The organism is Chryseobacterium sp. SC28 (assembly GCF_003932955.1).
Taxonomy (GTDB): domain Bacteria; phylum Bacteroidota; class Bacteroidia; order Flavobacteriales; family Weeksellaceae; genus Epilithonimonas.
Genome location: NZ_QOVY01000001.1, coordinates 146,631 through 169,770 on the forward strand (window position 1 = coordinate 146,631; position 23,140 = coordinate 169,770).

Below are 23,140 nucleotides of genomic sequence, written 5' to 3' on the forward strand. Positions count from 1 at the left end.
TTTCCAAGCCTGTACAAATTGAATAAGAACTAACTGACGAAAAGTTTAATTGACAAGATTATTTTCTATAATTCTCATAATGGTTTGTACAGATTCGTAGGAAGACAATTTGTCTTCCGGCGTATTAATGCAATAATCCAATAGCTGGTCGACAGATGAGAGGGCAACATGCATCCTCGTGTCTGCAGAAGCATAATAGATGAAGACTTTGCCATCATCATCCGCGATCCAACCATTCGAAAATAATACATTTGAAACATCTCCCACCCTCTCAATTCCTTCGGGAGCCATAAAGTAACCTGCGGGTTTATAAATTACTTTTCCTAATTCATTAAGATCTGTCATAAACAGATACAATACATAGCGCAGTCCGGCGGCTGTATTGCGAACACCATGTGCCAAATGCAACCAGCCTTTTTCTGTTTTAATAGGTGCTGGACCCAATCCGTTTTTCAGTTCGTAAACGGTGTGATATTTCTTTCCATAAATGATGGCTTCATCCTGAATTATGGGATTTTTCATATCCTGAACGTAACCTAATCCGATGCCGCCTCCCTTACCCACATCAATGAATCCATCTTGTGGGCGGGTATACAAAGCATATTTTCCATTTGAAAATTCCGGATGGAGAACCACATTTCTCTGTTGGCCAGTGCTGGAAACCAGATCGGGAAGTCTTTCCCAATCTAATAAATTTTTCGTTCTTACAATTCCGGCGTTTGCAGTTGCTAAAGTGGTATCGCCTTTTGGTGCTCTTATATCTTTGCGCTCCGTACAGAAAATACCGTAAATGTAACCGTCTTCGTGCTCTACAAGACGCATATCATAAACGTTGGTGTCCGGATTTCCTGCAATTTGTGGAATTACAATTGGTTTTTCCCAGAATCTGAAATTATCTATTCCATTGGGAGACTCTGCTATAGCAAAAAAAGATTTTCTGTCATATCCTTCTACTCGTACTGAAAGCAAGTATTTATCTTGCCATTTCATCGCCCCTGCATTAAAAGTGGCATTGATCCCAAACCTTTGCATGAAAAACGGATTCCTTTCGGCATCAAAATCAAAACGCCATTCCAAAGGAGTGTGGGCAGCTGTCACCACAGGATTTTTATAACGGGTAAAAATACCATTTCCGGCTTCTTCGAAGGGAAAGTTTTTTATTGTAATTAAATTTTCAAATTCTTCCTTTACTGCATTCAAGCGTGTAGTGAATAAATCGCTCATTGTACTTCTATTGTTTTTATAGGTGAAATTTATATAAACTGCTTCTTGGAAGTCGTGTGGTCTTTCTCCACGACTCTTCTTTCGTTTAATTCTTTGCTAATGTTTTTTAATTTTTCTTCACTTAAAGGATAGATCGATATAAACAGCATCGATATGCCTGCGCCGATTGCGGGTAAAACACTCAGCATCAAGCGGATACCCCACTGGGCGGATTCTGATTGTGGAATATTGGCCTTAAATCCGAAATAAGCCAACAACCAGCCTGTTGCCGCGCCCCCGAACGCCCAGCCTAATTTCTGGGACATTGATGAGGCAGAAAAAATCAATCCGGTTGCTCTTCTCCCTTGCTTCCATTCCGAGTAATCGGCCGTATCGGCGTACATAGACCATAAGAGCGGGAAGATGCATCCTGCGCAAATGCCTATGACAAATTGAAATATTAATATAAGAACCATTTCATTTTTGGTCAAGAAATAAAAAGCAAGACTTAAAATTGCAGCTAATAGCATGGCGCCGAAAAATGTATTTTTCTTCCCTACTTTATTGGCCAAGGGAGTAGCTAAAACTACACCTATAATATTGGCTGCCTGACCCAAAACCAGATAGATCGTGAGATAGGACATCCCTGTCCCCATTCCAAATATAGCGAATGTCTCGTGGTCGGCTTTACTGAGAAAATATTTGAAATAGTAGATAGCGCCTCCATCTCTAATAGTATTGAAAAGTAGCGTTGCAACGCCGGCTCCCAATAGAATCCACCAAGGTTTGTTGCTCAGAAGATCCTTCAAGTCTTCCTTGAGAGGAGATTGCTCTTCCCGTATGGGTTTTACTCTTTCGCGAGTCCCTGCAAAACAGCCCCAGAACAACAGAGTAGTAATAACTCCGAATACCATAATAGTATAAAACCAACCTTGGGGCGAGGTAAGTGTGCCGTCTCCAAAATATTTTACCAACGGCTCAATGAGCCAAAGGGCAAACAGGCTCCCACAGAAAGCAAAAACCATGCGATAAGACGCTAAAGTGGTTCTTACTTTCCCATCGGCTGATATCACACCCAGCAAAGAAGCGTAAGGCACATTTATTAGAGAGTAAACCATCATCATCAAAGAATAAGTGATGTAGGCATAAATGAGACGGCCGTTGTATGAAAAATTGGGCGTGTAGAAAGTAAATACACCGATTACAGCGAACGGAACAGCTACCCAAAGCAGAAAAGGCCGGAACTTCCCCCATCTTGTCTCGACCCTATCCGAGTAAATACCCACCAAAGGATCAAAAAGCGAATCCCAAACTTTTGTTACCAGAAACATCGTTCCCACAGCCGCCGCGGTAAGACCGAAAACATCGGTGTAGAAAAACAGCAGATACATACTGAATATCTTCCAAAACATAGAGGATGCTGCATCTCCGAATCCGTAAGCTATTTTTTCTTTTAATTTAATTTTTTCAAGATTCATATTATTTACCTTCTATGCTGGGTAATTTGATTTTTGTTTAAACTTCGTTATAACTAAAAAAATAAGGTAATGTGATTAGGATTTGTACGTCTCGATGATGAAAAAGCTTAGTAATAATAACCAATATCGTCGAGATAGATTTCGTACTCTGAGCCCGATGCGTTATTGAATGTCAGATTCATTGTTGAAGGTGTTCCCGATAAGCCAAAACCAGCAGATCCCTCAAAAGGTATCTCGTAGTATTTGTAAACTTCTCCAATGGTAATAGTTGGCGTTGTCCCCCAGCTATAATTTAAAATTAGTTTTATGGCATTAGTAGCCGTGGCGACTTTCGCTTTAGCATAGAATCTGATTCCCTTGGCATTAGCCGGTATTTCCGGAGAATTATCAATCTGCAATGCGGACCAAGTCTTAGCATTCCATTTTATTGCTTTATCACCTTGCATAATATTAGTTGGATCTTCACTATAAGCGATGTCATATACATCTCCTGCCCAAGTGGAAACGCTTATGCCGCCGTAAAAGACATCATCGTATATAGATGTTCCCACCTGCGAATTGTAGGTAGCCGTCCCGGAGAGCGTAGATACAGAAACCTTTTTACCTTGAGAACCCGCCGGCAAAGTCGCTACAATATGGGTAAGATCGCTTGATACAATTGTTGCTGAGGCATCCCCTACTTTTACCTCCGGGTTGACAAAATAGTTTCCTTTGATAGTAATATTGGTTCCGTCAGCAGTATTTACCGGTTGGAAGCCATTGAAAACTGGCGCAGGTGGTGCGATTACAAAATCATATTCTACCGTCCCGACGCCTGTTACAAGCTTCAATTTGTTACTTACGTTAGAGTACGGCGTATTTTCATTAATGCTTACAATGATATTAGTATCTGTCACCAAAGTTGGATTAAAATAGGACTCATAATCATTAAAATAAATATGTTTTAGCGAAGAAAAATTTTTTCCTCTTATAACATAGGTGTTGTTAGCAAATCCTACGTTTGTCGGAGTAAGATCGCTTGGCATTCCGTTGGCATCTACTGCAGGTGCAACAAATTCTATGATGGGAGCTCTATCAATGCCGCTCGTATCATCATCATTACAGGCGGACCAGAGTGTCACGGCAAGTAGCGCTAAAAATACTTTTTTATAACTGTTTCGAATTAAAGTTTTCATTATTTTAAAATTTTAAAATTGATATGGAACAGGTGGTTCTAATAATTTTGGATTCTTGGCAACATCATTTGCAGGATAAGGCAGAGTAAAATCGCTCTCGTCTGGCGTGAAATATTCAGGGCCGTACATATTACCTCTGTTTTGTGCGGCCATTATCGCAATAGCCTGAGCACGAGGCAGTCTCCCTAAATCAAACCAAAAATCACCTTCGAAAGCTAATTCCTTTCTTCGTTCTCTGAATATATCATCAAATGTAAAAGAAGTAACAGCGGAAAGCCCCGCTCTGTTTCTAACTGCATTGTAGGAGGCAAGTGCAGCAGCATCAGATGTTGAGCCAGCTCCTGCAAGAATTGCTTCTGCATGGATCAGTAGCAATTCGGCATATCTCATAATATAAGTATTATTATTCATCATTCCCCATCCATCTACAGGGCCTGTATATGTCCCGTTTTCAATACCAATGCAATATTTTTTGATGGCCGCGCCGGCGCCCTGACCTCCGATTTGATCTGCCGCTGGCACGGTAAATCCAACTTGGAAAGAAGTTCCATTCTTTACTTTTATATCTGGATAAGTATTGCCCGGAAGCATCAGCGTTTCATTTCTTCTGACATCATTTGCATCATACAGAGTAAGAATGTCTTGGGAAGGGCCGAATACACCGCCGTAGGAAGCATTGGATGTAGAGAGTGTTCCGTTGCTGATTCCAAATTGCGTATTGCTATTATTACCAGATCCATAATTGGCGTCGGTCTTCCATTGCAATGCAAAGATTGATTCTTCGTTATTGTTATTTGAATATTTAAAGAGATCGCCAAACGATTTCGATGTGACAGAGTATTGCGAGGTACCCCCCAAAAGTTTGAATTCTCCACTATTGATAACCTCTTCGGCCAATTCTTTTGCCTTTGCATAGTTTTTATCGTATAGATAAACTTTAGCCAACATTGCTTTTGCTGAACCTTTTGATACTTTGGCATTATCCGCATAGTTGGATCCCCGTACTTTGTTGTCCAAAAGCGCAATAGCCTGCGTGTAATCTCTTCTAATCAATTCGTACACATCTTCAACCCGGTTTGTGTTAACTTGCGGACTGGAAGAGGTCGCCAGATTATCAATAATAATAGGCACCGGTCCCCATAATCTCACTAAATAGAAGTAGGCTGTTGCCCTCATAAAATAGGCTTCTCCCAACACGTTATTGATAGTGGACAGGCTGACGCCCGGTTTTGCCAATGTTTTCAGATTATTGATCAAAAAATTTGCTTGTGCTACGTTGGCCCAGAGCGATTGCCACCCCGAATTCAGTTCAGGATCTACAGCGGTTATAGAAAAATTTCTCATCGCGTTCACATCAGAAGAATTGGTATACATATTACCAGAACCGACTTCTGAGATGGCATAGAAAAATTTATTATTAAAGGGAAACCAAGTTTTGTAGTATAGTGCATCGGTAGAGGCTTTTACCTGCTCGTCTGTTTGATAGAAATTACTCGTATCAATAGAATCTTCTGACGGCCTGTCCGTAAAATCATTGCTACAGGAAATTATCGCACCGAATAGTAGTGCTGCCGTCACTATTTTTTTTACGTTTAAAATATATAAGGTTTTCATAATTCAAAAAATTTAAAAATCTAAGTTAACACCAAAAGTATATGTTCTGGGAGATGGATACCTGCCGTTGTCAATTCCTGACAGTAAGATATTTTGGTTGAATGATCCAATTTCCGGGTCGTAACCAGAGTAGTTGGTGATGGTAAAAAGGTTTTGAGCCGTCGCATAAATTCTTAATCTTGTGAGCCCAATTTGCGACACAAAATCAGAGGACAATGTGTATCCCAAGGTCACATTTTGAATCCTCAGATAATCGCCTTTCTCGACATATCGATCAGAAATCATAATATTAGGATGTGTAATGCTGTTGATTAGTCTTGGTTGGCTAGCATTGGGATTGTCTGTGCTCCAATAGTCTAGAGCTTCTACTAATTGATTTTGATACATCATGGCATTTTGAGTTCCATTTCTTTTAGTAAGATTCATAACGTCATTTCCTACAGATCCCTGCACAAAAACAGATAAGTCAAAGTTTTTGTATTTAAAATTGTTGGTAAATCCAAAAGTAAAATCCGGATGGGGATTTCCAATAATCGTTCTGTCCGAATCATCTATTTTTCCGTCACCATTGATATCTGAATATTTTACGTCTCCTAATTGCGGAGCCGAGCCGAAGACACTCGTTGGGGCACCGGCCAGATCGGCATCAGTTCTGTAGATTCCTTCGCTTTTCAAGCCATAGAACATCCCGATAGGTTGCCCGATGGTGGTATTTGTAGCAACCATTGGAAGATAGCCGTTTATATTGACTTGTTCGGAGATATTTGATATGCCATCTACCAGACTAAGAAGTTTGTTTTTATATTGTGAAAACACCAAATTGGTGCTCCAGTTGAACGTTTCTCCTTTTAATTCGTAACCTGCGGTGACATCCACACCTTTGTTTTGTAAACTTCCGATATTAGAATAGGGTGCCTCTATACCACCGAAAAAGGAGGAATTGCCCGTAAGATAATCTGGTAAAGGCACTTTGAACAGGAGATCAGAAGATTTTTTATTGTAGAGATCGACATTAATATTTAATCGCTTAAATAAAGTAATATCAACCCCGAAATTAGATTGCTTTACCGTTTCCCAAGTCAGATTCGGATTGTTTTGGTAAGCAGGATTATTATAGATTGTAAGTTGGGAAGCATATAAATTATTTGGAATCTGCTGGTTTCCGGTTTCTCCATAGCCTGCTCTGAATTTCAAATTACTTATCACATTTGCTGGAATCCAATCCATAAATTTTTCATTGGTCACCCGCCAAGACCCCGTAATTCCCGGAAAATATCCTATTTGATTTTCTCCATCATTATAATTCGGATCAAATTTAGAGGACTGGTCTCTTCTGATTGAAGCGGTAATGCTATATCTATTGTCAAAATCATAAATTAATCGTGAGAAATAAGAATTCATAGATGAACTTCCTTTATAACTAGTCGCTTTGGTCGTGGTAGCCATTGATAGGGTGTAAACATCATTGGATTTGAAACCGTGTCCCTCGCCGGTATTCCCTTTCCAGTGCGAATCTTGAGCCTCCTGCCCGACCAATAAAGTCACTTTGTGCTTTCCAAATGAGCGGTCGTATGTTAAGAGGTTTTTAATGTTGGTGGAATACCAATCATTATTTCTCAACCAGAGGTCTGCATCAATATTGTATTGGGAACCGCGGTCGAATTGGGGGGCAAATTCAGTGTTTTCTGCAAACTCTGTGCTGGCAGAGATTTCTAAACGGTACTTCAAACCCTTAAAAATATCAGCTTCCCCATAAATATTACCTACGAAATTTTTTCGGATTAATTTGTTTACTTTAGTAAGCGCTTCAGCTACAGGATTGAAGTAATTGATATTTTGTCCTGCCGGAGGCGAAGCAAAAGTGCCATCGGCATTATAAACAGGTAAGTCGGGCGCCTGGAGGAGCGTGTTGGATATTAAGCCATTATAACTTTGATTGATGGTGTAGTTTTGGTTGGTAAATCCACCGGAAATATTAGCTCCTGCTCTTAGCCAAGGTTTTACTTTGGCGTTGAGATTCAATCTTACTGTATATCGTTTCAAGCCCGTATTGATAATGGTACCTGTTTCATCCAAGAAGCCTGTAGACAAAAAGTAGTTGACATCATCTTTCCCTCCGGAAAACGACAACTGATGGCTTTGGCTAATGGCGGTCTGGTAAATGGTCTTTTGCCAATCTGTTCCTTCTCCAAGTAATTCAGGGTGTGCAAATTCCGGGCGCAAGGGAACATTGAAAACCGGTGCCATTGCATTTTGGAGTTGTGCATATTGACGAAGATTGAGAACATCGAGATCTTTATAGTTTTGTGCCATTGAAGTATAGCCCTCGTAGCTTATTCTTCCTGCTCCTTTTTTACCAGATTTTGTGGTAATGATGATAACCCCGTTTGCACCTCTTGATCCATAAATTGCAGTAGCAGAAGCATCTTTAAGTACATCAATAGATTCAATATCATTTGGGTTGAGGAATGAGACGGGAGAAACCGCCACACTTCCAGAACCGCCGGTTGAGGAAAAGTCGTTACCCGCAATCGGCCTTCCCGAGGTAGACCTGCCTGTTGCATCGCCTGAAATCGGTACTCCGTCAATGATATAAAGGGGTTCATTGGTGTTGTTGATCGATGCGGCACCACGGATTTTAATAGAAACGGCCGCACCCGGTTGTCCATTTCCGTTAGTAACTGTCACACCGGAAAGTTTCCCCTGTAACATCTGATCGACAGAGGTCTGCTTGATGTTTTCCAAATCCCTTGATTTGATGGAAGAAATAGCTGAATTTACTTCGCTTCTCTTTTGCGTTCCATATCCCACAATCACGACTTCGTCGATCTTACTTTCTCTCAGAGTGTCACTTGTGATCTGTGCATTGGTAAGCCCAAATGGTAACAAAGCGAGCGCAAGAAAAAGCGCTGCCTTATTTTTCGCTATTGGATGGCTCACATTTTGTTTTATTAATCTCATAGTCCATGAAGAATTAATTGTTAAAATTGAGTTAATAATTAGTTTACAATAATGACAAATCTAAATTTTGGCAGCAACAAAGGTTAATGTTATTTTGTCAATATATTATCTTTTTTTTACAGGATTTAATTAATTTATTTTAAACGCAGAAGAAAAAGGCTATGGATAGCGGTTTTAGCTTGTTTTGTAAAAAGCAAAAAATAGATATAGAGTATATGCTATTTTTATCTGTCAGCCAGCAGTGGTTCAGCTTACGGAACTCAAGCTTTACATTATGAACGTATACCAGCTGATTGTGGATTCTAGAAATAACCGCATAAAGATGTCAGAAGAGGTATAATTAATGAGAGAATCGTAATGCCTTGGCTTTGTTGTTGAAGCTGGCACTTTTCTTATTGAATCTTTTTAACCCCGTTGAATTTTGCTTTAAATTCCGATGGTGTAGACTTTTGAATCGATTTAAATATTTTATTGAAATTTGCAATATTGTTGAATCCTGATTCAAAAGCAATTTCTGAGACAGTCAGATCCCTTTCTATCAGCCATCTTGCAGCATAGCCCACTCTGATCTCGTTTAAATAGCTTACAAAGGTTTTACCGATTCTTTTCTTAAGGAATCTATTAAGAGTCACGCTACTCATATTGGTCAAAGAGGCTACTTCATCTAATTTTATTTTTTTGTCGAAATTATTATGAACATAATCGTGAATCAGCTTCATGCTATCTGTGTCAATAAAAGTCTCTTGTTCTACACTGTAAGACGAAAGGACGGTTGTATGCTCAGCAATTGAAAGCTCATATAATATATTCAGCATTTCGAGAAAGGTTTCAAAACCGTTCAGCTTGGATAGGTTGAAGAAGCGATCTTTTAGTTTTTCAGCTGTCTCACGCGAAAACAGAATGCCCCGTATTGATTTTTGCAACAGCTCACCAATTGATTTCATAATCCTTCTGCTCATCAGCGATTCGTCAAAAAAATCCTGATTAAACTGAATGGTGATTTCGTGAATCCTTTTATATTTGCATTTGTGATTGTTCCAGTAATGCGGAAGATTGGGACCAATCATCACTAATTCCAAATCATCAATTTCGCCTATATGATCCCCGACAATCCTTAGATTACCCTTTCCTTTGGAAATAAAATTTATTTCGATCTCAGGATGATAATGCAAAGGGAAATCGAAGATTTTTTTGACCCGGTCAAAAACCAAAAATGTCTCATCGGGAAGGATGGGCGGTATCTCTCGTATAATAGGTTGATTCTTGTTCATTTTGTACCTTTACTAAATGCTTGCAAAACAGGTTGTAGCAATGCTATTGTTTATTTTTAATGTGAAATTGACAAAATAGTATTATACAATACAAACTTACATAAAATAAATTTGATATTAAGCAAATGTTAACAAATACAAACAAAATCTTAATGAAATTAATGACAAGAGGTCTTTGCTTTCTTTCTCTATGCGCATTAATCCAAATTAATGCACAAAAGTTCGTCTCTGTAAAAGACAATCAGTTTCAATACGAAAAAAAAACATATTACTTCGTTGGAACCAATTTTTGGTATGCGTCTTATCTCGGTCTGGAACCAAATCAAAAAAAGGGGATCGAAAGACTTAGAAAAGAGCTAGACTTCCTGAAATCCCAGAATGTGACCAATATTCGTGTACTGGCGGCAACCGAAGGCACAGGTAAAATAAACGGTGTCAGCCGTGTGGATCAATCCTATCAATATGATAAAGGCAAGTTTAATGAGGAAAACTTGAAAGGACTGGATATCTTAATGAATGAAGTCTCCAAAAGGAATATGAAGGTGGTGCTTTTTCTTTCAAATAACTGGGAGTGGAGCGGCGGATGGCTGCAGTATCTCAATTGGAACGGAAAAATCGACGATGCAACAGTACAAAGGGCTCTTAATTGGGATGAGTTAAGAGATTATACCAGCCAATTTTATTCTTGCGAAGCATGTATCAATCAATATAAGGAGCAGGTGAAAAGAATCATCAACAGAAGAAATACCGTTACCAAAAAATTATACAAAAAAGACAAAAACATAATGGCGTGGGAGATTGCCAATGAACCTCGTCCAATGCGCCCTGCCGCCAACGAAGCCTATAAAAAATTTATTTCTGAAAGTGCCGCTTTTATAAAGTCCTTGGATAAAAATCATCTTTTAACTACCGGTAGCGAAGGCGAAATGGGAACCGAAAATATGCATCTTTATAGAAGTAATCACCAAGATAAAAATATAGATTATTTAACCATCCACCTCTGGCCAAAAAACTGGGGCTGGTTCGAAAAAGATAAAATGGAAGCAGGATTTGAAAATGCAAAGAACAAATCTCTCGAATATATCAATAAACATATCAAGGTTGCAGACGAACTCAATAAACCTTTGGTACTAGAAGAATTTGGTTTCCCCCGAGATCGGCATTCCTATGACATTAATAGTACAACGCATTTGAGAGATCAATATTTCGAGGCCATCTTCCAACTTTGGCAAGCCAACAAAAATATTAATGGTAGTTTTGCGGGTTGTTCATTTTGGGCTTTCAACGGATATGCAAAGCCAATCCCCGGGCAGATCTACTGGAAAAAAGGAGACGAGTATATGGGAGATCCGCCAATGGAAGAGCAAGGCTTAAATGGCGTTTTTGTCTCCGATAAGTCAACTTGGCAGATAATCCAAAAGTATAGCAAGCCCTAATTTTTTTAGACTTAAAATTACTCGCCCAACCTTCAAGATATCTCCCTTTTATAATGAAAATTTATCAAAAAATGCTTGTTTGTATTTTAACTTATTTTGTTTTATTTGGCAACGCGCAGGTCACGCTATTATCCGATCCCAAAGCTACTCCGGAAACCCAAAATTTGTATCGTAATCTTTGGAAAACTCTTGACATAGGTATTATGTTCGGTCATCAAGATGATCTTGCCTACGGAGTAAACTGGAGAATGCAAAAGGACAGGAGTGATGTTTTGGAAACTGCCGGAGATTACCCTGCTGTGTTCGGCTGGGATATTATGAATATGGAACTTGACAAAGCAGGCGCTATTGATATCTTTACTTTTAAGGAAATGAAAAAAATGATTGAAAAAGTCTATGATAAAGGAGGTGTCAACACCATCAGCTGGCACACTTCTAATCCTAAGACTGGAAAAGATGCCTGGGACAATTCACAGGAAACCATTGCGACTATTTTACCAAATGGCGAAAAGCATGATCTTTATAAATCTTGGCTAGACAAAATTTCGCACTACTTCTTGAGTATTAAGGGAAAAGACAAGAAGCTTGTTCCGATAATTTTCCGCCCTTATCACGAACTTACCGGAGGTTGGTTCTGGTGGGGCAAAGGAAAATGTACTCCCGAAGAATTCAAGTCTCTATGGAGGTTTACTTATGATTATATCACCAAAGAAAAACAAGTCCATAATCTTATTTGGATGTATAACACCTCCGATTTCAATAGTAAAGAAGAATTCCTAGAAGCGTACCCGGGAGACAACTACGTAGATATGATAAGCTTTGATATCTATCTGACGACCAATCCGGTGTACGACAACTCGTTCGTGCAAAACGCACAAAAACAGTTCTCCATAATGGACGAGATAGCCAAGCAACATCATAAAGTGCCGGCATTAGCAGAAACAGGATTCGAACAGATTCCTTACAATAAATTCTGGATGAAGACTCTTATGGAGGCCATCGGAGAATTCCGAATTTCGTACGTCTTAGCTTGGCGAAATCACGGACTGACTCAGGAAAATAAAATGCACTATTACGTCCCCTATAAAGGGCATCCTAACGAACACGATTTTAAAAATTTTTATAACTTAGACAAAACTCTTTTCTTAAAAGAAATTCAAAAGCTAGAGATGTATAAATAGATATGTACTAAGGAGTACGGCTATATGCAAGTATCTAAATTCCGAATTTTATTTAGATACACTCTCTTAAAATCATAGAATAAGCCCTGTCAAGTTTTGCTAAAAATAACTGCAAACTCCTCAAAATAAAACAGTTTTCTATTTCATTTTGAGGGTTTTATGCCAAAAGTCTTTTTCAGACAAACTTCCTAATACGCCGTCTCGTGTACTTTTACCGCTCTTCCGCTTGGGTCGTTGGCATTTTTAAAAGCTTCATCCCATTCCAATGCAACTGGTGTAGAACAAGCTACTGATGGAACCGAAGGAACACAACTAGCGGCAGAATCACTCGGGAAATGGCTTTCGAAGATCGTTCTGTATCGGTATTCCTCCTTGCTCATCGGCACGTTGATCGGGAATCTGTGTTTCGCATTCGCCATCATTTCGTCCGTCACTTCATCTTCAGCCACTTGCTTCAAAGTATCGATCCAGGAGTAGCCCACGCCGTCGCTGAACTGCTCTTTCTGTCTCCAGACAATACTTTCCGGCAATAAGTCTTCAAAAGCTTTTCTAAGAACCCATTTCTCCATTCTTTCCGGGGTGATCATTTTGTCTTTCGGATTGATGCTCATCGCGATGTCCATAAATTCTTTGTCCAGGAAAGGCACCCGGCCTTCGATGCCCCAAGCCATCAGAGATTTGTTGGCACGCAGGCAATCATAAAGATGCAGTTTGCCCAATTTTCTTACAGTTTCCTCGTGAAAAGCCTGTGCCGACGGCGCTTTGTGGAAATAAAGATAGCCTCCGAACAATTCGTCGGAACCTTCGCCGGAAAGTACCATTTTGATGCCCATAGACTTGATGACTCTTGCGAGAAGATACATCGGAGTAGAGGCGCGTACAGTAGTGACGTCGTAGGTTTCCAAATGATAGATCACATCGTTGATTGCATCCAGACCTTCTTGAACGGTGTATTTGACTTCGTGATGCACCGATCCGATATGATCTGCCGCCTTTCGCGCTGCTGCCAGATCGGGAGATCCTTCCAGCCCGACCGCAAAACTGTGCAATCTCGGATACCAAGCTTCCTGCGTATCGCCACTCTCGATTCTTTGTCTTGCATATTTTGCTGTTACAGCTGCGATTATTGATGAATCCAAACCGCCCGAAAGCAAAACGCCGTAAGGAACGTCGCTCATCAATTGTCTGTGAACTGCTTCTTCCAATCCTTTTCTGATGGCCGCGATGTCGGTTTCGTTGTTTTTTACATTATCAAATTCCGCCCACTCACGTTTGTACCATTGCTGCAGTTGCTGCCCGTCTTTGCTGTAAAGGAAATGTCCCGGCAAAAATTCTTCAATTTTGTTGCAAACACCTTCCAGAGCTTTTAATTCAGATGCAACATAGAAACTTCCGGTTTTGTCCCAGCCCATATAAAGCGGCACAATTCCCATATGGTCTCTGCCGATGAGGTAGGCATCATTTTCTTCGTCATAAAGAGCAAAAGCGAAAATGCCGTTGAGTTTTTCCAAGAAATTTTTTCCATCTCTTCTGTACAAAGCCAAGATGACCTCGCAGTCCGATTGGGTGAGGAATTCGTAATCCGGAAATTCTGATCGCAGTTCTTGATGGTTGTATATTTCTCCGTTCACGGCCAATGCCACTTTTTTATCCTTTGTGAACAGCGGCTGTTTGCCCGATGTCGGATCTACAATCGCCAGCCGCTCGTGGGAGAAGATGACGTGGTCGTGCTGATATATCCCCGACCAGTCGGGACCGCGGTGTCGTATTTTTTTCGACATTTCCAAGACTTGGGGTCTTATGGTTTCATTTTTTTGTTTGATGTCAAACACGCATACAATTCCACACATTATTCTTTTATTTTTGATTAAAATTATATTGCAAAATTAGAATTCATTATTTAAAAATAAAATTAATTTTGATTTATATTTAAAATATTTTATTAAAATAATTAAATATATGAATAATTTCCCGAAATTAATCTCAGTTCAACCATTCTGCTTAAAATTTTTTAGAAACGCCGAATTTTTCCTTTTATCATTAAGGATGTCCGGCCGTGCAATGGACAAAGATTGAGCATTTATGACCAGTAGCCAAAATGTCGTTTTTAAAATAATTTTGAAACAATTATCAGAATAGTACGATTTTTGCTACCAAAATTGATTATAAATGCGCAGTAGGACTATTGAGCATTTATAATTTTTTTTCATCATTTGTGTTTTTGCCCTCTTACTTTCATTGGTAAGAGGGTTTTTTGTGCCGCCAATTTTGCCAGCCAATTTTTAAAATTTAACTTTGCCGATGAATCTAAAATAAGTAAAAAATATGTCAACTTACGTCGTTGTCGGTCTTCAGTATGGGGACGAAGGAAAGGGAAAAATCACAGATGTTTTGTCGGCCAAATCAGATTATGTCGTTCGTTTTCAGGGCGGAGACAATGCCGGTCACACCGTTTATGTAGGCGATGAAAAATTCGTGTTGCACCTTTTGCCTTCCGGCGTTCTCCAATGCAAAGGCAAATGCATCATCGCAAACGGCGTGGTGGTAAATCCGAAAGCTTTTGTGAAAGAAATCAATCAAATCGAAAGCAAAGGAATGCGCACAGACCACGTCTTCATCAGCAGAAGAGCCCACGTGATAATGCCATACCATATTCTCCTTGATACCTACAGAGAAGAAGAGCAAGGCGGCACTCAACTCGGCACGACGAAAAAAGGAATTGGCCCTTGCTACGAAGACAAGATTGCCAGAGTCGGCATCCGGATGATTGATCTTTTGAATCCCGAAGTGTTGCGCGAAAAAATAGAGAAAAATCTTAAAACCAAAAATTCACTGTTCGAAAAATACTTCGAGAAACCCACTCTGGATGTCGAGGAGATCTATCAAGAGTTTATCGCCCTCGGCGAGCTGCTGAAAGACCGAATCGTGGATACAGAGCTGGAACTGAACGAAGCAATAAAGGAAGGAAAAAATATTCTTTTTGAAGGCGCTCAGGCTTTGATGCTGGACATCGATTTTGGGACTTATCCTTTCGTCACTTCGTCTTCGCCCTCTACAGGCGGCGTTTGCACGGGCGCAGGGGTTCCGCCGACGGCGCTGCAAAATCTGATTGGCGTTGCCAAAGCCTATACCACGAGGGTAGGAAACGGGCCTTTCCCAACGGAATTGGATGATGAGTTGGGAGAGAAAATCAGGCAAATCGGCGCCGAGTTTGGAGCCACTACCGGCAGACCAAGAAGAACCGGCTGGCTGGATTTGGTCTCCCTGAAACACGCCTGTATGATCAACGGAATCAATAATTTGGTGATCACAAAATTGGATGTTCTCACAGGAATTCACCCTTTGAAAATCGCAACGAAATACAAAACCGAAGACGGAAAAATAATTGATTATTTCACGTCGTCCACCACCAAACTGAACGATTATGAGCCTCAGTATGAAGAATTGGAAGGCTGGGACGAGGACATCAGCAATGCCCGAACTTACGAAGAACTACCTCCCAACGCCAAAAAATATATTGAATTCATAGAAGAGCATTTGGGAATCAACGTTTATTTGGTATCTGTAGGGCCGGAGCGTTCGCAAAATATCATCAGAAAAGAACTTTTCTAAACACTCTTAAGACAAACTTTCTCCTAGCCGGGAAAGTTTTTTGTTTATCAAACTTTGATGATGGATTTTTCTTTTGGAATAAAAATTGAATAGGTAAGATATTAATTCACTTTCGGTGGAAAATTGAACATCATGAAAAATTTATTCTTATTAGGATTTGCAGCGATGCTTACTTTTTCCTCTTGTAACAAAGATGAAAAAGTCCAAACTGCTTCCCTCGAACAGCAAAAATTAGATTATCAAGCAAGACAAATCGCTCTCGAAAAACAAAAATTGGCGATTGAAAAAGAAAAAATAAACTTTGAAAAGCAAAAAGACAGCCTCGAAAAAGTAGCACAAGAAAAAGAAGCTGAAAGAAAAGCACAAGCGGCGCCGGTAGCTAAAAAATCCAGCTCTGCGGGAAGCTCTTCTTCGGGAAGTTCCGGCGGAGGATCAGCTTCTGGGACAACCGCTTCCAGTTCTGGATCCAGCAGTTCCTCTGGCACTACAACGGCTAAGAAAGAAGGATGGAGCAGCGCCGCGAAAGGTACTGTAATCGGCACAGTTGGTGGCGCTGCCGCCGGCGCCATTATCTCCAAGAAAAATCCCGGTCTGGGCGCAGTCATTGGCGGTGTGGCCGGTGGCGCCACAGGCTATACCATTGGGCGCTCCAACGACAAAAAGACAGGACGGGTAGAATAACTTTTCTCCACATATCTTATTAGACAAAGAAAGATTGCTTATTTTTAAGCAATCTTTTTTTATGCTGTCGATTCTGCCAACTATTTTCGTTTTGCTTGTTGTTAATTTCGGAAACGGAATCATCATCAGAAATGTGCTGCAAATCAAGAATCCGGGCTTTGTTTTGACCTCATTTTTAGGAATAATGGGCATTACTATTTTGGAAACGATCGTCGCATTTTTCTTTCCATTAACTATTTTTGCGGAAGTCGCCATCGCATGCACCGGAGTTCTGGGCTTCGGGTGGTTTTTGAAGCGTGAAAAATTCTCTCAGTTCAAGATAAATTTTGATTTTTGGTTTTACTTCTTTTTAGGTGTCATCATTTTTGCTGCGTCATTTTCGCCATATCTTTTTGATCATTACAGCTATTACGTGCCAACGATTTCTTATTTGAGAGACTTTGGTTTTGTGAAAGGCATTTCCAACTTAGATTTGTTGCTTGGTCAAAGTTCTTTTTGGCATATCTATCAGACTGGTTTTTCGCACATTATCGATCCTTTTTTGAAGATCAATTCCTATTTATCGGTCCTTTTTTTGATTTATATTTATGAAAAAAAGCAACTCTTTTTGCTCATTTTTCTACCAATCTTTTTACTTTTTGTTCAGCAGCCCAGTCCCGATTTGCCGATTTTAATCCTCAGTTTGATTGTCATTAATGAACTAATCGCCGGAAGAGAAAATCCGATACTTTTATATTTGTCATTATTCGCTGTGTGTGTGAAACCGATTGTTTTTTGGTTGCCACTTTTTGTGATTTTAAACAACTTTGGACAGAAAAAAATCATTTTCAAGGCCATTATTCCGGTTTTTATTTTTGGATTTTTAGTTATAATGAAAAATCTCTGGCTGTTTGGATTTCCGATATTTCCTGTTGCCGTCTTCGATTTCAATCTACCTTGGAAACCGAGTCATGAGATTTTGACTTATTCATCGCAGATCGGGCAGATGAAATCTTATGATATGAAATACTCCTACCAGCAAATTTCCGGATTTAATATTTTTGATAAAATATTTCATTGGTTTACAATCGGTTACAAATCCGTCTTCAATGTTGGGATTCTCATTTCGTTGTCAATCGTGGGATTTTTCGCATTTAGCAAGAAAAGCCGTTTTTATTATTTTTTATTTATTTGTTTAATCATCAAATTTATTTTGATTGTTTCATTTTCTGCGCAATATCGGTTTTTCTTGGATGTTTATATTGTGGCTATGTTTTTACTTTTCAAAAATTTAGCTGCATCGAAGTCCATTTTTGCCACGCTGCTTCTCTCCATTATTATTTTGATGATGTTCATTTTTCCCGGATCTTTCAAAAATAAATTTCACTCAGGAAGTTGGATGTTTGGTTTCCATTGGTCACAATTCATCAAACCAAAAGAATCCGCATCCGAAAAAGCACAATCGTTTCAATTAGGAAATCTTAAATTCCAAACCACCAAAGGCTTGATTTATAAAAATTCCTTTCCCACAATTCCGCTTTATTGGTTGAAAATCTATCAATATTATCACATCTTTCCGCAGTATTCCAATGGTGGATTGATTCAGAAAAATCTGAACGAAGGCGAAATAAAGGAATTGGAGAAGATCATCTCACAAACCGAAAAACAGCATTCCCAAATCCCCTAATTTTTCATTATCTTTGAGTTTAAAGTTTGAAACCGATTTCAAGATTCATTTTTAATTATTAGCCCATCGAAATGCCCGATTTTTTACATCCAGATAAGGAAAACTACTCCGACGACGATTTGATTCAGGAAGAAAAAATTCGTCCGCAGACATTTAGAGATTTTGCCGGACAAAGAAAGACGCTGGACAACTTGGAAGTTTTTGTGGCTGCCGCGAAAAATCGGGGTGGCGCTTTGGATCACGTTCTGTTGCACGGCCCGCCGGGCTTGGGAAAAACAACTTTGGCGCACATCATTGCGAATGAACTCGGCGTAGGATGCAAAATAACGTCCGGTCCCGTTCTGGACAAACCCGGAAGTTTAGCAGGACTGCTGACCAATCTGGAAGAAAATGATGTGCTTTTCATAGATGAAATCCACCGCCTGTCGCCGATTGTAGAAGAATATCTCTATTCAGCAATGGAAGATTACAAGATTGATATTATGCTGGAAAGTGGCCCCAATGCGCGATCGGTACAAATTGGACTGAATCCATTCACCTTGGTGGGAGCCACCACAAGAAGCGGAATGCTTACCAAACCGATGCTCGCGAGATTCGGGATTCAATCGAGATTGGAATACTATACGATAGAACTACTCGGGATGATTATCGAACGAAGCGCCAGGGTTTTGGGCGTCAAAATCTATGAAGATGCTGCGCTGGAAATCGCGAGAAGAAGCCGTGGAACGCCTAGAATTGCCAATGCGCTTTTGCGCCGGGTTCGGGATTTTGCCGAGATCAAAGGCAATGGCGAAATCGAAATTGAAATCACAAAATTTGCTTTAAATTCTCTAAACGTCGATGAATTTGGCTTGGACGATATGGATAATAAAATCATGCGGGTAATGATTGAGAATTTCCGTGGAAAACCTGTTGGAATATCGGCTTTGGCCACTTCTATTGCAGAGAATCCCGAGACGATAGAAGAAGTTTATGAACCGTTTTTGATCCAAGAAGGGTTCATTATCCGCACGCCACGCGGAAGGGAAGTGACCGAAAAAGCCTACAAGCATTTGGGAATCGCTAGGCCTAAGAATTTGGGAGAATTATTTTAAGTCGAAATTTCAAAGAAAAAATGATCGGCAGTTTTTGAAAAAACCACATGGAAAGTATGAAAATAATAGTAACTTTTGTCACAGAACCTCGGCAAAGACAATGGATGGAAGAATTTTTTAAATCAAAAGCAGAAATTGAGTTTTTGGAAGATTATCCGTCCGAAAAGAGATCCGACATCATTTCTGAAGGCGATGTTTTGTTAGCTTGGAATCCCGAGAAAGAAGGGCTTTATGATTTAGACGCCAATATGTACGGTAATATCCGGTTTATTCAGCTTTTATCTGCCGGCTACGATCATATCAATCTGGATATTTTTCCGAAAAAAACAAAAATAGCGGCCAATCAAGGCGCTTATGCAGAGCCGATGGCCGAGCATTCCGTCGCTATGATGCTGGCACTGAGCAAAAAATTATGGATCTATCACAACGAAATGTCCACGGGCGCTTTTAAACAAACAGAAAGTGTGACAAAATCTATAAAAGGTTCGGTGCTCGGAATTGTGGGCTTTGGCTCGATCGGGAAACGAACCGCAGACTTATTAAGACCTTTTGGTGTAAAAATCCTGGCAATCAACACGTCGGGGAAAACCACCGAAGAAGTCGAATTTGTAGGTGTTTTGAAGGATCTGGATTTTGTCCTGAAAAGTTCTGATATGCTTCTGCTTTCTTGTCCTCTGACCGAGGAAACCCACAATCTGATAACGAAGCAAAAGCTGGAACTGATGAAAGACGATGCGGTGCTGATAAATGTGGCGCGGGGATCAATCATCAACCAAAAAGATCTGTACGACCATCTAAAAAACCATCCGAATTTTTATGCCGGGATCGATGCTTGGTGGGTAGAACCTTTTAAATATGGAAAATTTGAAATAGAACATCCCTTTTTCGACCTACCAAACTTACTTGGCTCGCCACATAATTCGGCAATGGTAAAAGATTCTATAAACCTAGGAACCCAAAAAGCAGCTTATAATGTGGAGCGTTTTTTAAATAATGAAAGCATTGAGGGATTAATAAATTAAATGGGCTTTTTTATTAAGGAAAGGTTTAGGTGTCTGCTCGGGGTTTAAATAGTCGTTTAGATTCTGCGGTTGGGTTTTGTGTTGAAAAATTGTACAAATAGTTGCGCAGTTTCAAATGGCAACAAAAATTTCTCTTCTGAATTTGAGAAATTTTTTGTAATTTTGCAGCCTATTATTCCAGAATCTCTAATATCTAATAATAGATCTGCCAACAGCTATTGATAACAAAAACATAAAAAGCAAAACAATGCCAAAATTAAAAACGAAATCGGGTGCTAAAAAGCGTTTTGCTCTTACCGGAACCGGAAAGATCAAAAGAAAAGGAGCTTTCAAAAGCCACATCTTGACGAAAAAAGAAACAAAGCAGAAGAGAAATCTGACGCAGACGTCTTACGTCGCAGAGGTGGACAAAAAAAGCGTACTGCGCCAATTAGCGTTAAAGTAGTTTTTTATAAATCATTTCGGTTTATAAGAATTAGAACAATTCAAAAATTTAACCCTGAGTTGGAGCTCCAAAGAATGCTGAAACATAGCATCGCACAATTCAAAAAAACATTTTAAAATATGCCAAGATCAGTCAATTCTGTAGCGTCTAGAGCGCGAAGAAAAAAAGTATTAAAAAAGGCCAAAGGTTTTTACGGTAGAAGAAAAAACGTTTGGACAGTAGCAAAAAATGCGGTAGAAAAAGCAATGCAATATGCCTACCGCGGCCGAAAAGAGAAAAAGAGAAGTTTCCGAAGTCTTTGGGTAATGCGTATCAACGCAGGAGCCCGGGAGAACGGCCTTACTTACTCCCAATTGATTGGAGGCTTGAAGAAAAACAACATCGAGCTCAACAGAAAAGTTCTTGCAGATCTTGCAATGAACCATCCTGAAGCCTTCAAAGCGGTGGTAGACTTAGTAAAATAATTACAAATCTTTGTTATCAATGTAAAATCCTGAGAAATTTCTCAGGATTTTTTTGCGTTAGGCTAACTACAATATGATAGTTTGGACTATTTTAAAGTGATTCAGTCACACGATTTCCGAACTGAGCCCTCTGTTTAGCAATTTCTGATGCATCGGTTTTAGTTTTTCCAGGGCGCCAGTTTTTACGGTACATTTTCCTTTGTAATGAACCAGCATCGTGCATTGCTCGGCCTGTTCCAAGGTATGCTCGCAAATCTCCATAAGGCACATAATCACGAAATCAAAAGTGTTGACATCGTCATTATGGAGAACCAGTTTATAAACTTCATCTTCCAACTCCAAGGTCAGAATATCCTCCTCGTACCGCCGTTTCGGCTCGTCATAGCTTTTAATATGGTTTTTCATCACAATAAATTTTAATTATTCGATGATTTCGTCCCCGGATTCTTCTGCAGAAGGCTGGTTGTATAACAGCTCCACCAGTTCCACACTTTTGTTCTGCATTTTGAGAATCTTGAAATGATAATTTTCATAATCAAACTCCTGATTTTCTTCGGGAATATCCTGCAACTCGTTCAGAATAAATCCTGCCAACGTGTTGTAATCTCCTTCTTCCGAGGGTGGTATTTTTTTTGGGAGCTGTTCGTTGATCTCGTCCAGTGGCTGTGTGGCTTTTACCCAATAAATATTTTCGCCCACTTTGTCCACAATTTTTTCTTCCTCATCTTCTTCATCTTGGATTTCGCCCACCAATTCTTCAAGAATATCTTCTAAAGTGATAATCCCCTCCGTACCTCCAAATTCATCAATGACAATAGCCAGATGCTGCTTCTTGAGCTGAAACACCTTCAGAAGATCGGAAATTTTCTTGCTCCCAACTACAAAAAAAGGCTCTCTCATAAAGGATCTCAGAGTCTCGTGGGTCACTTGTCCCTTGCTTTTGATATATTCTCTGATGATTTCTTTGGTATAGAATATGCCGATGATATTATCAATAGAACCTTCATAAACGGGAATCCGCGAGTAGCCGCTGTCCATAATCTGATTGATAATGTCCTCGGGATCATCATCAATATCGATGGAGGAGATATTCTGTCTTGTGACCATAATCTGCTTCGCATTGTGATCTGTAAAATCAAAGGCATTTTTTATGATCTCATAATTTTCTTCTTCTATTTCGCCACTGTCTGCCGATTGTTTTACCAATAATTGCAACTCCTCGGTGGAGTGAATGTCCTGCTCAGATGCCGGATGAATCTTTATCAGTTTCAGAAATGCGCTAGATAAGGAGTTCATCAGCCAGATAAACGGCCGGAAGATATTGTAAAATAAATGCAGCGGATATGCGATGAAAAGCGTAGTAGCCTCCGATTTCCTTATTGCAATTGACTTAGGGACTAATTCTCCAAAGACGATATGCATAATGGTAATCAGCAAGAAACTACAAACTACAGAAATAGTGGTCACACTGGCTGCGGCAAGTTCGATATTCAAAGAATGGAAAGTTGCTTCTATGATATGATGCAGCGCGCTTTCTCCCACCCAGCCTAATGCCAAGGAGGCGAGCGTGATCCCGAGCTGAGTTGCAGAAAGATAAGCATCAAGATTTTTGATGATCCCTTCCGCTTTTTTGGCCATCGTGTTGCCCTCGGCAGCTCTCACTTGGATTTGGGAATATCGCACTTTTACTATTGAGAACTCGGCGGCCACGAAAAAACCGTTCAGAAGGACTAAAAAGAATGCAATAAGTAGATTGACTAAACTATCGGAGTCCATTGGTGGTTGCTATACAATCTCTGCAAAGATAGATATTTTTTTTCACTTTAAATTTAAGTTT

Annotated in this window: 18 protein-coding genes; 9 read left to right on the top strand and 9 right to left on the bottom strand. The window is 39.8% G+C overall.

Annotation, left to right across the window (positions count from 1 at the left end; translation table 11 throughout):
• Positions 1 to 45: 45 nt before the first annotated feature.
• The 6 genes from DTW91_RS00675 to DTW91_RS00700 form a co-directional block, all read right to left on the bottom strand.
• Entirely contained in the window at positions 46 to 1,224 is a 1,179-nt protein-coding gene (locus DTW91_RS00675; RefSeq protein ID WP_125201495.1) for a glycosidase, read from the bottom strand.
• Positions 1,225 to 1,253: 29 nt separating this feature from the next.
• Positions 1,254 to 2,681: an MFS transporter gene (locus DTW91_RS00680; RefSeq protein WP_125201496.1), complete on the bottom strand. Its 1,428-nt coding sequence runs from the start codon at positions 2,679 to 2,681 to the stop codon at positions 1,254 to 1,256.
• A 107-nt stretch (positions 2,682 to 2,788) separates the two neighbouring features.
• Positions 2,789 to 3,856, bottom strand: a complete 1,068-nt coding sequence (locus DTW91_RS00685; RefSeq protein ID WP_125201497.1) for an IPT/TIG domain-containing protein — start codon at positions 3,854 to 3,856, stop codon at positions 2,789 to 2,791.
• Between the two features lie 12 nt (positions 3,857 to 3,868).
• Positions 3,869 to 5,470 carry a RagB/SusD family nutrient uptake outer membrane protein gene (locus tag DTW91_RS00690; RefSeq protein WP_125201498.1) on the bottom strand — a complete coding sequence of 534 codons (1,602 nt, stop codon included), beginning with the start codon at positions 5,468 to 5,470 and terminating at the stop codon, positions 3,869 to 3,871.
• A gap of 12 nt (positions 5,471 to 5,482) precedes the next feature.
• Positions 5,483 to 8,431 carry a SusC/RagA family TonB-linked outer membrane protein gene (locus DTW91_RS00695; RefSeq protein ID WP_125201499.1) on the bottom strand — a complete coding sequence of 983 codons (2,949 nt, stop codon included), beginning with the start codon at positions 8,429 to 8,431 and terminating at the stop codon, positions 5,483 to 5,485.
• A gap of 392 nt (positions 8,432 to 8,823) precedes the next feature.
• On the bottom strand, positions 8,824 to 9,702 hold the full coding sequence (locus DTW91_RS00700) for an AraC family transcriptional regulator (RefSeq protein WP_125201500.1): 879 nt from the start codon (positions 9,700 to 9,702) through the stop codon (positions 8,824 to 8,826).
• A 152-nt stretch (positions 9,703 to 9,854) separates the two neighbouring features.
• Here DTW91_RS00700 and DTW91_RS00705 point away from each other — a divergent pair, with 152 nt between their 5' ends.
• Both DTW91_RS00705 and DTW91_RS00710 read left to right on the top strand, forming a co-directional pair.
• A complete protein-coding gene (locus DTW91_RS00705) occupies positions 9,855 to 11,138 on the top strand; it encodes a glycoside hydrolase 5 family protein (RefSeq protein ID WP_185144710.1) in 1,284 nt (427 codons plus the stop codon).
• Positions 11,139 to 11,209: 71 nt separating this feature from the next.
• Positions 11,210 to 12,319 carry a glycoside hydrolase family 26 protein gene (locus tag DTW91_RS00710; protein WP_185144711.1) on the top strand — a complete coding sequence of 370 codons (1,110 nt, stop codon included), beginning with the start codon at positions 11,210 to 11,212 and terminating at the stop codon, positions 12,317 to 12,319.
• Between the two features lie 188 nt (positions 12,320 to 12,507).
• On the opposite strand, the gene asnB is transcribed toward DTW91_RS00710, so the two are convergent.
• Complete coding sequence (asnB, locus tag DTW91_RS00715; protein ID WP_125201503.1) at positions 12,508 to 14,169, bottom strand: asparagine synthase B; 1,662 nt, start codon at positions 14,167 to 14,169, stop codon at positions 12,508 to 12,510.
• 475 nt (positions 14,170 to 14,644) lie between these two features.
• Between asnB and DTW91_RS00720 the strand changes: the two genes are divergently transcribed.
• The 7 genes from DTW91_RS00720 to rplT all read left to right on the top strand — a co-directional run bounded on the left by DTW91_RS00720 (position 14,645) and on the right by rplT (position 21,303).
• Positions 14,645 to 15,931, top strand: coding sequence for an adenylosuccinate synthase (locus DTW91_RS00720; RefSeq protein ID WP_125201504.1), 1,287 nt, complete (start codon positions 14,645 to 14,647; stop codon positions 15,929 to 15,931).
• Positions 15,932 to 16,063: 132 nt separating this feature from the next.
• On the top strand, positions 16,064 to 16,612 hold the full coding sequence (locus tag DTW91_RS00725; RefSeq protein ID WP_125201505.1) for a YMGG-like glycine zipper-containing protein: 549 nt from the start codon (positions 16,064 to 16,066) through the stop codon (positions 16,610 to 16,612).
• Between the two features lie 61 nt (positions 16,613 to 16,673).
• Positions 16,674 to 18,278, top strand: coding sequence for an LIC_10190 family membrane protein (locus DTW91_RS00730; RefSeq protein ID WP_125201506.1), 1,605 nt, complete (start codon positions 16,674 to 16,676; stop codon positions 18,276 to 18,278).
• 71 nt (positions 18,279 to 18,349) lie between these two features.
• Positions 18,350 to 19,372 (top strand): Holliday junction branch migration DNA helicase RuvB, encoded by a 1,023-nt coding sequence (gene ruvB, locus DTW91_RS00735; protein ID WP_125201507.1) that lies wholly within the window; start codon positions 18,350 to 18,352, stop codon positions 19,370 to 19,372.
• Between the two features lie 56 nt (positions 19,373 to 19,428).
• A complete protein-coding gene (locus tag DTW91_RS00740; RefSeq protein WP_185144712.1) occupies positions 19,429 to 20,394 on the top strand; it encodes a 2-hydroxyacid dehydrogenase in 966 nt (321 codons plus the stop codon).
• Between the two features lie 247 nt (positions 20,395 to 20,641).
• Positions 20,642 to 20,839, top strand: coding sequence for a 50S ribosomal protein L35 (rpmI, locus tag DTW91_RS00745; RefSeq protein WP_034965196.1), 198 nt, complete (start codon positions 20,642 to 20,644; stop codon positions 20,837 to 20,839).
• A gap of 119 nt (positions 20,840 to 20,958) precedes the next feature.
• A complete protein-coding gene (rplT, locus tag DTW91_RS00750; RefSeq protein WP_125201509.1) occupies positions 20,959 to 21,303 on the top strand; it encodes a 50S ribosomal protein L20 in 345 nt (114 codons plus the stop codon).
• 105 nt (positions 21,304 to 21,408) lie between these two features.
• Here rplT and DTW91_RS00755 read toward each other — a convergent pair whose 3' ends face one another.
• The gene (locus DTW91_RS00755) at positions 21,409 to 21,708 is read right to left on the bottom strand and encodes an ATP-dependent Clp protease adaptor ClpS (RefSeq protein WP_125201510.1); all 300 of its coding nucleotides are present in this window, start codon (positions 21,706 to 21,708) and stop codon (positions 21,409 to 21,411) included.
• 15 nt (positions 21,709 to 21,723) lie between these two features.
• On the bottom strand, positions 21,724 to 23,079 hold the full coding sequence (locus tag DTW91_RS00760; protein WP_125201511.1) for a hemolysin family protein: 1,356 nt from the start codon (positions 23,077 to 23,079) through the stop codon (positions 21,724 to 21,726).
• Between the last annotated feature and the right edge of the window lie 61 nt (positions 23,080 to 23,140).